Origin of the sequence: Bartonella grahamii subsp. shimonis, assembly GCF_036327415.1 — a bacterium.
Taxonomy (GTDB): Bacteria; Pseudomonadota; Alphaproteobacteria; order Rhizobiales; family Rhizobiaceae; genus Bartonella; species Bartonella shimonis.
In genome coordinates, this window is sequence record NZ_CP123961.1 from 991,739 (window position 1) to 1,007,303 (window position 15,565).

14 protein-coding genes are annotated in these 15,565 nt (G+C 37.3%); 10 read left to right on the plus strand and 4 right to left on the minus strand.

Going from position 1 to position 15,565, the window contains the following annotated elements; all coding sequences use genetic code 11:
* Positions 1–253 precede the first annotated feature (253 nt).
* From QHG57_RS04415 to QHG57_RS04430, 4 genes are all read right to left on the minus strand, one after another.
* Positions 254–1,039, minus strand: coding sequence for a DUF1499 domain-containing protein (locus QHG57_RS04415; protein WP_330167280.1), 786 nt, complete (start codon positions 1,037–1,039; stop codon positions 254–256).
* 534 nt (positions 1,040–1,573) lie between these two features.
* Entirely contained in the window at positions 1,574–2,113 is a 540-nt protein-coding gene (locus QHG57_RS04420; protein WP_330169547.1) for a DUF1254 domain-containing protein, read from the minus strand.
* Positions 2,106–2,702: a DUF1214 domain-containing protein gene (locus tag QHG57_RS04425; protein WP_330168809.1), complete on the minus strand. Its 597-nt coding sequence runs from the start codon at positions 2,700–2,702 to the stop codon at positions 2,106–2,108. The genes QHG57_RS04420 and QHG57_RS04425 overlap by 8 nt, the downstream gene beginning before the upstream one ends.
* Positions 2,703–2,719: 17 nt before the next feature.
* Complete coding sequence (locus tag QHG57_RS04430; RefSeq protein ID WP_330169548.1) at positions 2,720–4,870, minus strand: transglycosylase domain-containing protein; 2,151 nt, start codon at positions 4,868–4,870, stop codon at positions 2,720–2,722.
* A gap of 280 nt (positions 4,871–5,150) precedes the next feature.
* On the opposite strand from QHG57_RS04430, the gene QHG57_RS04435 reads away from it, so the two are divergent.
* The 10 genes from QHG57_RS04435 to QHG57_RS04480 all read left to right on the plus strand — a co-directional run bounded on the left by QHG57_RS04435 (position 5,151) and on the right by QHG57_RS04480 (position 15,542).
* Positions 5,151–5,357, plus strand: a complete 207-nt coding sequence (locus tag QHG57_RS04435) for a hypothetical protein (RefSeq protein ID WP_330169549.1) — start codon at positions 5,151–5,153, stop codon at positions 5,355–5,357.
* Between the two features lie 21 nt (positions 5,358–5,378).
* The gene (locus QHG57_RS04440; RefSeq protein WP_330167284.1) at positions 5,379–6,044 is read left to right on the plus strand and encodes a response regulator transcription factor; all 666 of its coding nucleotides are present in this window, start codon (positions 5,379–5,381) and stop codon (positions 6,042–6,044) included.
* The gene (locus QHG57_RS04445; protein ID WP_330169550.1) at positions 6,044–7,462 is read left to right on the plus strand and encodes an ATP-binding protein; all 1,419 of its coding nucleotides are present in this window, start codon (positions 6,044–6,046) and stop codon (positions 7,460–7,462) included. Before QHG57_RS04440 ends, QHG57_RS04445 begins: the two co-directional genes overlap by 1 nt.
* Positions 7,463–7,708: 246 nt before the next feature.
* A complete protein-coding gene (locus QHG57_RS04450; protein WP_330169551.1) occupies positions 7,709–8,482 on the plus strand; it encodes a tetratricopeptide repeat protein in 774 nt (257 codons plus the stop codon).
* Positions 8,483–8,785: 303 nt separating this feature from the next.
* Complete coding sequence (gene ccmE, locus QHG57_RS04455) at positions 8,786–9,265, plus strand: cytochrome c maturation protein CcmE (protein ID WP_330167287.1); 480 nt, start codon at positions 8,786–8,788, stop codon at positions 9,263–9,265.
* A gap of 7 nt (positions 9,266–9,272) precedes the next feature.
* Positions 9,273–11,252 carry a heme lyase CcmF/NrfE family subunit gene (locus QHG57_RS04460; protein ID WP_330169552.1) on the plus strand — a complete coding sequence of 660 codons (1,980 nt, stop codon included), beginning with the start codon at positions 9,273–9,275 and terminating at the stop codon, positions 11,250–11,252.
* Between the two features lies 1 nt (position 11,253).
* The gene (locus tag QHG57_RS04465; RefSeq protein WP_330167289.1) at positions 11,254–11,706 is read left to right on the plus strand and encodes a cytochrome c-type biogenesis protein; all 453 of its coding nucleotides are present in this window, start codon (positions 11,254–11,256) and stop codon (positions 11,704–11,706) included.
* A 186-nt stretch (positions 11,707–11,892) separates the two neighbouring features.
* Entirely contained in the window at positions 11,893–13,404 is a 1,512-nt protein-coding gene (locus QHG57_RS04470; RefSeq protein WP_330167290.1) for a Do family serine endopeptidase, read from the plus strand.
* A gap of 72 nt (positions 13,405–13,476) precedes the next feature.
* Entirely contained in the window at positions 13,477–14,163 is a 687-nt protein-coding gene (locus tag QHG57_RS04475) for a response regulator transcription factor (protein WP_330167291.1), read from the plus strand.
* On the plus strand, positions 14,160–15,542 hold the full coding sequence (locus QHG57_RS04480; RefSeq protein ID WP_330167292.1) for a sensor histidine kinase: 1,383 nt from the start codon (positions 14,160–14,162) through the stop codon (positions 15,540–15,542). Before QHG57_RS04475 ends, QHG57_RS04480 begins: the two co-directional genes overlap by 4 nt.
* The last annotated feature ends 23 nt before the right edge of the window (positions 15,543–15,565 follow it).

Consider the following 15,565-nt stretch of genomic DNA (forward strand, 5'->3'; position numbering starts at 1 on the left):
ATGAGATTTCCGAGTATAAAAAATATATGTAAAATCAATTATAGTATTTAAGTTTAGAATTTGAATTCAGATATTTTATCTACGTGTGACGCGCTAAAAAGAGGCTATAAGTTGCCTTGGGGTGGTCAAAGAACTGGTCAGTATGCTTATAGCCGTTGAGAGGCGATAACTGATTTATTCGTTTTTTCACGTCTCAAAATTTATTTTTGAAATAAGCTAATTTACTAAATGTAACTTATTATACTTCTAGTCTCTACTCATTCTCTTGGGAAAGAGGAAGTGACGCGATTTCTGTATCAAGTGCATCCATAAAATCGATAATAAAAGCAGCATTCGTTCCCAAATCTCTTGGCAAATAACGTGAAGCAGAACGCATATCAACAAAAGTTGTATCCCCTTCATCGGTTAAACGAATGACAATGTCTGAAATGAAGCCAAGGTAAAAAGTTTTTGCCATTGTTTCAATATACAGTTCATCCTCTTCGCCTTGAAATTTTCGTTGCGCTACAATAGGCCAATTGTAGGCTGCTAAAACATTGAGAACAGACTCGCGAATACGATCAGGTGAACCATCATAACGGCGCCCTGACATTTCTGGCCATTGTGACCTCTGTAAAGTTGCTTGTTTAATCAATACACTTTTGAGGGGTAAAGCATCGCTGGGACGTATTGTGCGAAAAAAAGCTGGCGGGCTTTGTGTGTCGGTAGAAATATCGTAAAGAGCCGGTAAGGTAAACCAAAGTTCAAAAAATAACATCAATGGTGTAGCAGTTATTAACGAATAAATGATCCCTTTTAAAGCTTTCATTCCCCCTAGGGCTCCATAGACCCATAAGCTGTAAAGTGCTTTTAAAGCAAGAAAAAGAGAAATAATCACACAGCCAGTAGAGATACCTATCAAAATTATGAAGTCGGTTGCGTTAATGACGGAAAAACGTTGTAAAATGACCGAAAATAATAAAACAAAGAACGCTAATCCACCAAATCGAGGGGACCATACTGCTGCTCTTGAAATGAATCGAACATATCTCTTCTTCATGAAGTTTTTTCCCCTCAATTGTAAATTATAAGCCAAGTTTTTTCAGAGTGCATATCTTACAAAAAGCTTCTGCTTATAAGACAAAAGTAAAGCACTTATTTTTGAGGTCAAGGATGCGTAATGTCTTATAAGTTTCCAGCGATTATTTTAGCACTTCATTGAAGGTAATCAGTATTTCTTCTATAGTTTATCATGTCATCGACGTGAATTTTATGGGAATGTTTGTAAATAAAAAGAAATAAACTAAAATAACAAGCTTTACGGTTGTTAGCAGCATATTTGTTTAGAGCTTTACTCTTTATTTTTCTCTTCTGATTGTGTGGAGTTTTTTCTATCAGATAATGGGTATCAAATAGGATATGATTTATACAATAGAGATTTCATTCTACCTCAATAAAAAATTTAGGGATCTACAATCAGACAAACCTGAACTTGAATATTCAATTAATAGAGGAAAAAGATAACCATTTTGATAGGCTTTGTTAATTTTGTATAGAAAGTAAGGTGTTGTCCAAATGAGAGGTTCGTCCGTTTTTATTCATAAAATATGCGGCAGGTCGCAGATGAAAGGAAAGCTTCACTTTCCTTTTTTGCAAGTGAAGAAGGTGCAAAAATACGTAAAATGACAAAACCTTCATTCAAATTTTTAGCAACTAAAACTGAATTAGCGTTTTTTTTAGGTTTTGATTTTTTGAGTTCTATTATTTGTATTGGTTTTCCAATAATAAGATCGAGTGTATTATCAGGGGCTGTTCGGTCATTAAGGCTATAGAAAATAATTCCGTTGTGTGTGTAAGCAGCGAGTGACCAAAATTGTCGTGTTTTCAAAGCTTTTAAATGAACAGGTCCATTTTCAAGATTAAATCTGCAGACTTTAAGAAGAAAGAGTGGATCAGCAGATTGTTGAATAGGATTATTGGGAGTAAAAGCAACAAATTGGTAAGGGGCTCCGGATTTTTTAAGTGCTGTCCATATATTATTTTGTGCCCAAAAGGGGATCAGAAAGAGAACGCAAATATGAACGATAATAGCACCAATGATTGCAAGAAGTGCGATATAAATGAATCTAGTCACAATTTATTTGTCCTGATGGGATTTGTTCTATTGATGGCATTGTAAGCTTTTGTAATGCCGTTGCAGAGATGATTGAGGTATCGTATAAGGTAAGAATAAGCCCGAATTCTTTTTGACTAACGGTTGCAAGCCAATTGCCGGCTTGTGGTGTAGGTGAAATCTTGATGCGCAATGAGCCATCATGCTCATAAGTAATAGCGTTTGTGTGGAGTTCAAAAGGTATTTCTTGGGATGAAGTATAGGGTTGTAGGGATTTGTCAGCTGTATAAAGGGTAAAAAGACGGGTTTCAGGAATGGTGCCTTTGAGCAAATAATGACAGTGAGGGTGGAGTGGGCGCCCTTGGTTATCTTGCCAAATCTGGAATTGAATGCCTTCAGTGCGTCCGAGTGAAACAATGCCTTGTTTAGCGGTGCGGGCGCGGGTATAAGGATCCATATTGGCGGTTCCCATTTGTGGATAAGCACTCCATTTTCCAATTCTAAATAGTCCAAAATGATGAAAGGACTTGAGTACATAATCGACACTCAGTTTTCCACATAGAATGGAAAAAGCGAAGATAAAAAAGAAAATGGTGATATTAAAAAACATCATAGAATATCTTGAATTCAAAATGTTGAATCTCCAGTTGTTTTCATTTTCAAAGAAATTGCAGAGGGTTTTTTCAGATCTTTGTTAATCAATCGCATGATATTCAATGTTTCAGGAGAAAGCGTAGAAGGTATTGGGGAAGAAAATTCAGAATCTGCATGGGAGGAAAGTATTGGGGGATGATAAGAAAGAAGAGAATCTTTGACACCGTAGAGTTGTTTGAGCATAATATTTTGGTGTGCAGTAAGCATGATGCGATGCCATATCATGGCAGGAACGTCACCCCCAAAAGCACGTTTCATCGGTGAAAAGTTATCATTTCCCATCCATACCGCTCCAGTATAATTGCCTGTAAAGCCAACAAACCAAGCATCACGATAGGATTGTGATGTTCCAGTTTTCCCAGCGACAAGAGTCATGGGCAGAGCAGCACGCTTACCAGACCCTCGTGTTGTGACACCCACCATCATTTGGTTTATATAAGCAGCTGATTGTCTGCTGAGAACTCGGTGTAGTTTTTTTCCGTTATGCTCGAAATCCCACACTAAATGACCATCGAGTGTTCTGATTTGTGTGAACCCATGACGATTACCAGCTATTCCGCCATTCGCAAAGACATTAAAGCCAGTTGCTTGATCCATGGGGGTCATGTTGGAAGTGCCAAGAACCATCGTTTTGTGTGATAAAATATGCGCGTTAATTCCCATATTCTTGATGAGATCTATGATGGGTTGGGTATCGCGGTTAAGATATTGATAGGTGAGATACACGGGGACTGTATTAATGGAAAAGGCTAAAGCTGTTGCTAAATCAATTTTCCCCAAATAACGACCAGAATTATTTTTTGGTGTCCAACCTCCCCAATTGATGGGAGCATCTAAAACGATTGTTGAGGGCGATAGTCCGTGTTCTAGTGCGGTTGCGTAAACATAAGGTTTGAATGAAGAACCAGTTTGCCGGCCACCTTGTGTCGCTCTGTTAAATTGGCTCTTTTTATAATCTAGTCCTCCAACAATTGCACATACGGCACCGTTATTATCGAGTATAACAGTGGCAGCTTGTGTTACGCGATATTGTTGACCATATTGATGTAAATAATATGCAATTGATTCTTCTGCTGCTTTTTGAATATTCGGATCAAGGGTTGTTTGAATAATTAAACTATGGCTTGGAAGTTGATTCCGCATTTTTTTGACTTCCTCGAATGCCCAATCAAGAAAATAATCAGCCTGATTATTTTCTATTTGGGGAAGTGCCCTAGCAGGGTGGCGATGCGCATTGATAATCTGGCTCTTCGTCATAAAGCCACTATTAACAAGATTAGAAAGGACTACATTGGCACGTGTTTGAGCAGCAAAGAGATGACTATGAGGAGCATACTTTGTGGGAGCTTTAAAGAGTCCTGCTAACATAGCAGATTCACTTAAAGATACATGACGTATGTTTTTTCCAAAATAAAATTTCGCCGCTGCTGCAATACCAAAATTGTTTCCTCCCATATAGGCTCGGTCAAGATAAAGTTGTAAAATCTGTTTTTTGCTAAAATTTGCTTCTAGCCAAAGAGCAAGATAAGCTTCTTTGATTTTACGTGTTATGGTTCTCTCGTTTGTTAAGAATAAATTTTTAGCCAATTGTTGTGTGAGAGTTGAACCACCTTGTACCACACCTCTAGCTTGCATATTTTGTGAAATTGCTCGTGTAAGTCCTTGGAAATCAATACCCCAATGATCGAAAAAACGACGATCTTCTGTAGCAAGAACCGCTTTAATGACAGTGTCAGGCATTTCTTCAACGGGGACAGAGATCGCCGGCAGTGCACCACGGTGTCCAATGGAATTTCCATAGCGATCTAGAAAAAGAATGGAAAAGTTTTTAGGAGCAGACCAATCTGTTTTGGTCAGTTCAAAAACAGAAATGCCCAAAATAGTGAAAAGAGTAAATCCTATCAACCCTAATGTCAGCGTTTCATCGAGAACTTCAATGATAAAACGTTTCCATCCTTGAAGATGAAAATTTTGTGAGACGATTTTTGCTTTTTTCCAGAAAAAACTGTTAGCAGAACGAATGCGATAAAGTGCTGTATCTAACCATGCATCTAATTCAATGAGAGCAGGACTGTGAAATGGCTTACGGTGTTTCCCTTTCTTTTTTTTTAAAAAATCAAACATTTAAAGAGAGCCTATGGCAAAGCAATACAACCAAACAAATCTACAATAATTATATGGAGTAGAAGTATTTTTTTGCTATAGTGCTAACAGAGAAAGAACTTATTTTGATTTTTTAAAAATTTGGAGTAATGTTAATACCTTCTTCTGTAAGATAGAGGATAAATTATTTCCATTTGTGGTTTTTAAATTAACCAAAAAAAACCATTATTTCTTTTATCCTTTATCAGGAGAATAGATGAATTATTGAAATATTTATGATAAATTTTTGTTGTTCGTAATAATGGCAGCTTTTTTAGGAGCAGATTCTGTTTTAGCTTCTGGGTGTGCTGAAGTAGGTAGGAAGGTTGCCGCGCAAGAGAGCGGGGTTCTCGTCCGTTCAAAATCGGTTGTTCAGGATGGAAAGGACATGTGTGCAATTGTGGTTGTTGTACCAGCCCGTATTGGTGAAAAGTTACGTCGTGTTGAGTTTTTTGTTCCTGCTGATTAGTCTTTGGCAGATGGTGTTGTGATGCGTATCTTAATCGTTGAAGATGATCGAAATCTTCACCATCAATTAGCAGAAGCTGTAAGACGTGCAGGATATGTTTCCGATAGTGCTTTCGATGGTGAAGAGGCTTATTTTTTAGGTAGCACAGAGTCTTATGACGCAGTGATACTTGATATAGGTTTACCGTATATTGATGGTATTCGTGTTGTTGAAAAGTGGCGTCAAGAAGGGCATTCCATGCCTGTTTTAATGCTAACGGCGCGGGACCGTTGGTCTGATAAGGTGCACGGTATTGATGCTGGGGCTGATGATTATGTTGTGAAGCCATTTCATTTGGAGGAAGTGATGGCGCGCTTGCGAGCATTAATTCGTCGTGCTACGGGACATGCGACAAGTACATTATGTTGCGGAAATGTTTTGTTGGATACGAAGACGTCTCGTGTTTTTGTGGATAGTCAATTGATTAAACTAACATCTTATGAATTCAGACTGCTTTCGTATCTCATGCATCATTGTGACAGGGTCATTTCAAGAACAGAGCTTACTGAACATCTTTATGATCAGGATTTTGATAAGGACTCGAATACGGTGGAAGTCTTTGTAGGTCGGTTACGGAAAAAGCTTGGAGTGGATTTGATTGAAACTATTCGAGGAATGGGGTATCGCGTGAGAACGCGAGGTGATTAATGACTGTTTTCGAAGAGAATAATTGGTGTAGGAGGTTCTTTTTTGTAATTACTCGATCTCTCAGTTTACGTGTTATGATCTTATCAACATTATGGGTTGTTATTTCTCTTTTATCGATTTCTGCAGTAAGCATTTTATTTTATAAGCGTTCAACTGAACAAAGCCTAGAGCGTATCCTTTCTGCTCAACTCTACAGTCTTATTGCAACAGTGACGGTGTCATCGGAAGGTACTTTGAGAGGAGGGGCCGGGATTGATGATATTCGTTATTCTGATCCAACAACAGGATGGTATTGGGAAGTTATTGCGATATCCCATAATTTAAAAGGAAGATTGACATCCCCCTCATTGGGAACAGGCGAGATATTTACACCAAGTGATGTTGATATACCTTTTGACAATAAATTCTTTCGCTCTTATCGGATAACGGGGAACAATGGTCAAAAGCTACAAGTGATTGAGAGTGATGTTGTTCTTGATAATAAAAATCATATTGCACGTTTTCGGCTTGTTGGGAATATCGATGAAGCTCATGCCCAGGTAAAGGAATTTAAGCGAACTTTGCAAATTTTTCTTTGGAGTTTCGGTATCGGGAGTGTTCTTATTAATATTGCTATTATTTTCTTTAGTTTTCAACCGTTGAAGCTTATTCGACGCGCATTGAATGATATTCGCGAAGGAAGAGTTCACTACGTGAATACGGATTTAGTAAGCGAAGTGATGCCGCTTGTACAAGAGATGAATGCTCTCATTAATAATAATCAGCGTATTATTGAGCGATTTCGCACACAGGTTGGTAATCTCGCGCATTCATTGAAAACGCCTCTATCCGTGATTATGAATGAGACAGATAAGATGCGCGGAGAAAAGGCTTTTTTGTTGAGAGAGCAAACGCAAATAATGCAAGCTCAAATCAATCATTATCTTCAGCGTGCACGGATTGCAGCACAATGCGATAGTATTATCTATCATACGTCTGTTCGCAGTGTGCTTGAACGTTTGGTGCGGGTTATGAAAAAGCTTAATCCTGAAAAACAAATTCAATTTATTATGGATGTTGATGATATTGTTTTTTCTGGAGAGAAGGAAGATTTAGAAGAAATTATAGGGAATTTGATTGAAAATGCCACTCAATGGTCTCGCACAAAGGTTTTGATCTCTTGTTGTTTAGAAGAAAATGTTGAAGAAACAGAATATTTTAGTATCTTTGTAGAAGACGATGGTCCTGGTTTAACAGAAGACAAAATTGATGAAGCATTAAAAAGAGGGCGGCGGTTTAATGAAAGTAAACTAGGGGCAGGCTTAGGGTTAGCAATTGTTTCAGATATGGTCAGTGAATATGGTGGCAATCTCTTTTTATCACGTTCTGATTTGGGTGGGTTGTATGCAAAAGTTTTATTACCTAAGATGGGAGAATAACATATTTTCTCCTTAAGCAAGAAATGTCTATAAAGTTTGTAAAGTAGTATTTACAGATAATACATAAAGAGTAGGGAAGCATTATTTTTAGTTTCCTTGTTTAATTGATATATATAAGAAAAATGAACAATAGATTTAATAATATTTTCTGTGAAAAAATGAATTTTTATCAATTCACATCACTCTTCCCATGAAGAGGCTAAAATGTAAGCGAGTTATTCTCTGTTCGTATTGGAAAAAAATGATATGCTCTTATTAATTTTTGCAGCATTTTTTTTGACTTTTCTGGCAAGTGTTCTTTTTCTTTCACTGCGTTTTGACGATGAGATAAAGAAAGAATGGAAAGTTGAAGCCTTGGATGGTTATAGAAGTCATAAGCATACGATTAAGTTGAATAAGCTTTATATGCATTATAAAAAAAGAAATATTCTTAAGGCTTTAAGTATTTTGTTTGTTCTTCTTATAACATGGAATATTTATGGGCTAACAGGCAATCCAGAAGTGAAAAGTTATTTTTTTAGCGAATTAATGGATAAGGATCCTAAAACTCTCAGTAAGCAAGAAAAGCTTATTCGTTTACAAGTACTTTTTTCCCGTGCACCTCATGATGGCAAGCTAGCAGATGCGTTAGCGGTAGGGTATCTCGAAGAAAACCTTTTTCAAGAGGCTGTGAATACTTATTTAGATGCACTTCGTTTGAATGGAGAAACAGCTCCGAGACTTGTAGGATATGGTTTAGCATTGGTTGGTTATGAAGGGGGAATGATAACACAAGAAGCACAAAATGCTTTTCAAAAAGCAGCGGATTTAGCGCCAACAGATTTTTATCCACGTTTATTGTTGGCCGATGCATTTCATCAAGCAGGAAAAACTGCGCAGGCAGTGCAATTTTTACAAAGCTTTCTTGATACAATGCCTGAAAATTTTTCAGGACAATCACGTGTTAAAAAAATGATGATTCAGTTACGTGATTTATCGAGTAAGTATACAAAGAAAAGTAATCGTCGCCAATTGAGATGATAAAATATAAAGAGAAAAGCTGTTTAGAAAGACAAGAGAAGTAATCGTCTTAGAAGTAGGTGTTTGTGAAGAAGATTGAAGAACAGAAATGAAGAATGTAAAGAGCGCGATATAAGTGGTTATAGGTTAAATGAAAATTGGTTGCAAAACTAAAAAAGGAAGAAAGAGCTTGATAAGCTTGTTAGCAAAGGTAAGGTATTGGATAAAAAGTTGCACCTATGTAGAAGATGTGCAAAGCTCTTAAAAAAAATAAAATATTGATACTTAATTATAACGTCTTTAAAATTTTTTCGTATAGTGTCTATGAACAGTCAATCTTTAAAGAATTCTGCTTCGTTGAAGGTTATTTTAGAGCAGCGAAAAAAAAAGCGCTTACTTATCATATTATTATGTTGTTTTGTTATGATAATTGCAGCAAGTCTCATAGTGTATGCAATGCGTCATGCGGTCAGTTTTTTTAGAATGCCCTCTGAAATTACAAGAGAAGATATTTTAACGGGGCGCCCTTTGCGTTTGGGTGGCTTTGTTGAAAAGGGAACTGTTCAATATGTTGGAGAGAGAGGTGTTATTTTTTTTGTAACGGATAACAAAAAACATGAAAAAGTGGTTTTCAACGGTGCCTTACCGGATCTTTTTCGTGAAGGTCAGGGGGTGATTATAGAAGGGCATTTTGATAAACAGGGCTTTTTTATAGGGACGCGTATTTTAGCAAAACATGATGAAACTTATATGCCTAAAGAAACAGCTGATCGTTTGAAAAAACATTACATTATGGAGAAATAATTCGATTGTGCTTGTCGAACTGGGTCATATTTTTTTAGCTGCAGCATTTTCAGTAAGCTTATTAGGGGTGTTTTTACCTGCTTTAGGTTTTTGGTGGAGAGAGCGTTTGTTAATGCAAACAGCTGTTCCTCTAACATATATCGCTTTTACATTACTGCTTTTATCTTTTTTAGTGATAATTTATGCTTATGTCGTATCTGATTTTTCTGTTTTGAACGTTGTTGAGAATTCTCATTCAGAAAAACCGATGCTCTATAAAATTACAGGTGTTTGGGGCAACCACGAAGGCTCTATGTTGTTATGGGTTTTAAGTCTTTCTTTTTTTAGTGCATTGATGGCCTTTTTTAGCCAACATGTTCCAGAAGATTTTAAGACGCTTATTTTAATTTGCCAAAGTTTGATTACAAGTGCTTTTCTTTTATTTATTCTTTTTGTATCTAATCCATTTTTACGTGTGTATCCACCAGCATTGCAGGGAAATGGTCTCAATCCTCTTTTACAAGATATCGCATTAGCAATTCATCCACCGCTACTTTATTTAGGTTATGTTGGTTTTTCACTTTGTTTTTCTTTTGCCGTTGCGGCATTGATTATGGGACATGTTGATAGAATTTGGGCGCGTGGGATGCGTCCGTGGCTTTTACTTTCTTGGTGTTTTTTGACATTGGGTATTATGGTTGGCTCCTATTGGGCTTATTATGAGCTAGGATGGGGGGGCTATTGGTTTTGGGATCCTGTTGAAAATGTTTCGTTTATGCCTTGGCTTTCAGGAACGGCTCTTTTACATTCTGCCCTTGTTCTCGAAAAGCGAGAAATATTGAAAAGTTGGACTTTGTTTTTAGCGCTGCTTACTTTTTCCCTTTCTCTAATGGGAACTTTTCTTGTGCGTTCGGGGCTTTTAGTTTCTGTTCATAGTTTTGCTGTTGATCCAGCACGGGGGCAAGCAATTCTTGCGCTTTTATTCTTTTTTACAGTAGCGGCTTTTCTTCTTTTTGCTTTGCGCACCCCTATTTTAAAAACAGAAAGATTTTTTCAACCAATTTCACGTGAAGGGTTTATTGTTTTAAATAATTTATTACTTACAACAATAACAGCAACAGTATTGATTGGTACGCTTTATCCTTATTTTATTGAGATATTAACAGGGCAAAAAATTTCTGTAGGGGCTGCTTTTTTTAACCTTACCTGTGGACCGCTAATGGTTTTGCTGTTGTTGTTTGTTCCGTTTGGGGCAATGATGGCATGGAAACGCGGTGATTTTCTTGCAGTTTTTGAACGGTTGTGGTTTGTTTTTGTATTGGTTGGTATCGTCTATTTTATAATATTTTATGCGACATCTGTGCGTGATATTTTTGCAGTTTTAGGGATTGGGCTTTCAGCGTTTGTTGTTTTAGGCAGTTTAGCGGATTTATGGGGAAAGAGTGGATATGGCAAGAGGGCTTTTTCAGTACGTATTAAAAGATTTCTTGGATTGCCATGGTCTACTTTTGGTGCAGCAATAGCACATATGGGATTAGGCGTTACATTATTTGGTATTGTTTGTGTGGCAAGTTTTGGGCAAGAACGTATTTTAATCATGAACGTAGGAGATAAGGTGACGATAGCGGATAAAACGCTTCATTTTGATGCAGTGTATGATGGTGTTGGTTCGAATTATTCGGCAATGGAGTTTTATTTTAAAATATATGAAAATAAAAACATTGTGGGTCATGTAACGGCCTCAAAGCGATTTTATTCAAGCCAAAATACATCAACAACAGAAATTGGTCTTCAAAATTATGGCTTATCGCAGCTATATATTGTACCGGGACATATCGATAATCGGGGTCTTGTTGTGCACATATGGTGGAAGCCTTATGTAATATGTATTTGGTTAGGGGCATTCATGATGGCTGTAGGTGGATGTCTTTCTCTTCTGGGATATTGGTTTCGCATTGGCATATACAATAGGGTACTGCTTGCTTTAAACTTTTGGAAAAGACATTGAGATGAAAAAAATTCTTTGGATTGTATTTTTTTTAATTGCAACGTTTCCTTTTCGATTAGCAATAGCAGTAGAGCCGGATGAGATTTTAAAGGATAAGATTCTTGAAGCGCGGGCACGCCATATTTCATCGCATTTACGTTGTCCGGTTTGTCAAAATCAATCAATTGATGATTCAGATGCTGCTCTAGCGCGTGATTTACGGCTTTTAATTCGGGAAAGGCTAAAGATGGGCTACAGTAATCAGCAAGTCACTGACTTTCTTGTTGAGCGATATGGTGAATTTATTCTCTTGAAACCACCGTTGAATAAAATAACTTGGTTTTTATGGTTTTCGCCTTTGATCATTATCATCATTGGCGCAAGTATCATATTTTTCCACTTCAAACGGAATAATCATGAGAAAATAGTGAGTTATGTAAGTAAAAAAGAACAGTCAAAAATGCCATTGCATTAAAAAAGATGTTACATAAAAGAAAAAATCAGCTCATCTGCAATGAGCATACAATCTTATTGTAATTATATGAGGGAATACTGAAATCTTACAAAACTTTAATAATTTAGACAGAAAACGGTAAGGTCTGATATTTTATAAGTGATCGAAATTGGAATAAAAGTGTAATTGAATAGGAGCATAGAGTAAATGGTTAAAAAGGCTTTCTTTAAAACATTTGTCGCAGTGAGTTTTTCTGCGATATTAGAAAGTGCACTGTTTTTTAGTGGATGTACATCAAGCTTGTGGATGACAAAGGCTCATGCAAGTTCTGTATTTACTTCGTTAATGCAACAACAGGGATTTGCCGATATTGTTGCTCAAGTGAAACCAGCTGTTGTAGCAGTACAAGTAAAGAGCAATAAAAAGAAAGAAGATAGGTTCTTTAGCAACTTTTTTAGTGCTCCAGGGTTTGATCAATTACCAGACCAGCATCCTTTGAAAAGATTTTTTAAAGAGTTTTATGATTTTGATAAACCTAAAAATAAATTTCCCCATCAATCGCAGAGACTTCGTCCTGTTGCTTTTGGATCGGGTTTTTTTATTTCGTCTGATGGTTACATTGTAACCAATGATCATGTGATTTCTGACGGAACAAGTTATACTGTTGTTCTTGATGATGGTACAGAATTGAATGCAAAGCTCATTGGGAAAGACCCCAAAACAGATCTTGCCGTATTAAAAGTGAATGATAAAAGAAAATTTTCCTATGTTGATTTTGGTGATGATTCAAAGCTTCGTGTTGGAGATTGGGTTGTTGCCATTGGGAATCCATTTGGCCTTGGTGGAACTGTGACAGCAGGTATTGTTTCTGCACGTGGACGTGATATAGGCACTGGTGTGTACGATGATTTTATTCAGATTGATGCTGCTGTTAATAGAGGAAACTCTGGAGGTCCAACGTTTGATCTTAATGGAAAGGTTGTTGGGGTTAATACAGCAATTTTTTCTCCTTCTGGAGGAAATGTTGGGATTGCTTTTGCTATTCCGGCAGCGACTGTAAAACAGGTTGTACAACAACTTATCGAAAAAGGTTCAGTTCAACGTGGTTGGTTAGGTGTTCAGATTCAGCCGGTAACAAAGGAGATTTCCGATTCAATAGGTTTGAAAGAAGCCAAAGGTGCTTTGGTCACTGATCCGTTAAAAGGACCGGCAGAAAAGGCTGGTATTAAAGCGGGTGATGTAATTATTTCAGTGAATAATGAAAAGATTGCTGATGCGCGTGAGCTGGCGAAACGTATTGCAAATATTAAACCAGGAGAAACGGTAACCATAGGGATTTGGAGATCAGGTAAGGAGGAGAGTATCAAGGTTAAACTCGCTTCAATGTCTGAAGATGAAGGTAAGAAAGAGAGTTCAAAATATTCAAATGGACGTGGTGATTTAGATGAAACATTGGAAGATTATGGTCTGATTGTTATGCCTTCTGATGATGGTGTAGGGGTTGTCGTAACGGATGTTGATACCGATTCAGATGCAGCAGATAAAGGGATACGCCCTGGTGATATCATTGTGACAGTAAATAATAAACCGGTTAAACGAGTCTCTGATATTATTAGCACAATCAAAAATGCTCAGCAGTTAGGACGAAAGGCTATACTCTTACAAGTGCGAACAAATGATCAAAATCGTTTTGTTGCTCTTCCAATTTTCAAAAAATAAGGCTTTAGTTGTAGGATAAATGTTTATTAAATATTTGTCCTATAACATAATAAAATAATGGAGATACGTTTTATGAAGATACTCGTTATTGAAGATGATCATGAGACGGGGCATTATCTCGAAAAAGCTTTTTTGGAAGTAGGGCATTCTGTTGATGTTGCTTATGACGGGGATACGGGATACGCTTTAGCGACCACGGAAAATTATGACGTTATGGTTGTTGACCGAATGCTTTTGCATCGTGATGGTCTTTCTATTATTGCTGAATTGCGCGCTAAAGGCAATGCAACACCGGTTCTTATCCTGTCGGCTTTAGGGCAAGTTAATGATCGTGTAGCGGGGTTGCGTGCAGGGGGAGATGATTATTTGACAAAGCCTTATGCTTTTTCTGAACTTCTTGCGCGTGTTGAAGTTTTACAACGGCGGAAAAATCCTAAAGAAGCAGAAACTGTTTATTGTGTAGGCAATCTTGAACTTGATCGGCTAGCACATACGGTAAAACGGGGTGATAGAAATATCTTATTGCAACCACGAGAGTTTCGTTTACTTGAATATTTGATGCGCTATGCGGGGCAGGTTGTTACACGCACTATGCTTTTGGAAAATGTTTGGGATTATCATTTTGATCCACAAACGAATGTCATTGATGTCCATATCTCCCGTTTGAGAGCCAAAATTGAAAAAGATTTTGATGTTCCCCTTCTCCATACCGTGCGTGGAGCTGGATATATGCTGAAAGCACCAGATAACAAAGTATGAATCGTTTGATTAATATAATGCGCACGACGGCGCTGAGGCTTTCAGCACTTTACATTTTATTGTTTGGATTGGTGGCAACAGGGCTTTCTATTTATATGACGGCATTTTCTGCTTCATTGTTAACAGAGCAAACTGAACAGGCTTTACATGAAGAATTAAAGTATATTGAAAATGCTTATAATTATGGGGGATTATCCTTATTAATGCGTACTATTGATTATCGTTCAAGACAACCAGGAGCATTTCTTTATCTTGTCACGGATTCTATGGGGCGTATTTTAGCAGGAAATGTAGCACGTATTGAATTAGGTCTTTTGAATCAGAGTGGTTTTATTTCTACCTCTTTTTGGTATTCCCGTTTTGGAGAACATGGCAAAACAAGTGAACATCGCGCTTTGGCGGTTATTGTTGATTTACCGAATGCTATGAAGATTCTTATAGGACGCGATTTGGATGAGCCAGAACGTTTTGCAGTGGTTATTCGTAAAGCTGTGATCATTGCACTTGCTGCAATGGTTGGAGGAGCTTTACTCATATGGTTTTTTGTTGGCAGGAGAGCTTTACAAAGGATTGATCATGTAACGGCTGCATCACAGCGCTTGATGGATGGTGATTTCAGTGGGCGTTTACCTGTTTCTGGAGTAGGGGATGAGTTTGATCGATTGTCAACTAATCTTAATGTTATGTTAGACCGTATTGAAGAGTTAAATATTGGTTTACGTCAAGTATCAGATAATATTGCTCATGATCTGAAAACGCCGTTAACGCGTCTTAGAAATCGCGCTGAAGAGGCGCTTTCAGGAAATAAGACAAAGCTTGAATATCGTCAGGTCCTTGATAGAGTTATTGCAGAATCAGATCAACTTATTTGTACGTTCAATGCGATTTTAATGATTTCACGTATTGAGGCCAGCAGTGCAATTGAGCATCTTGAAATGATGAATATGAAACTGATCCTTGAAGATGCTGTTGAGATTTACGAACCTTTTGCTGAAGAATCAGGTGTTTTACTTCGGTTGGGGAATATATTTGATAAAGAGCTTAAGTTGAATCGTGAGCTTGTTGCACAGTCAATTTTTAATCTTATAGATAATGCCGTTAAATATGCATCTAAAGGTGAAAGGAAAGCGGAAGTTTACTTATCAATGGAATATCGTGATGAACATTTATTAGTTGTTGTGAGCGATAATGGACCAGGGATAGCAGAGGACAAACTTGAAAAAGTGACAGAACGATTTGTTCGTCTTGAAGAAAGCCGCACACAGCCCGGGTTTGGGATTGGTTTAAGTATAGCAAAAGCAGTTATGAAGCTTCACGGGGGTGAATTGTTACTTGAAAATGCAAATCCAGGGCTTAGGGCTATTTTGTTATTTCCTTAAAGATATTTTTCCTCATTTTTTCT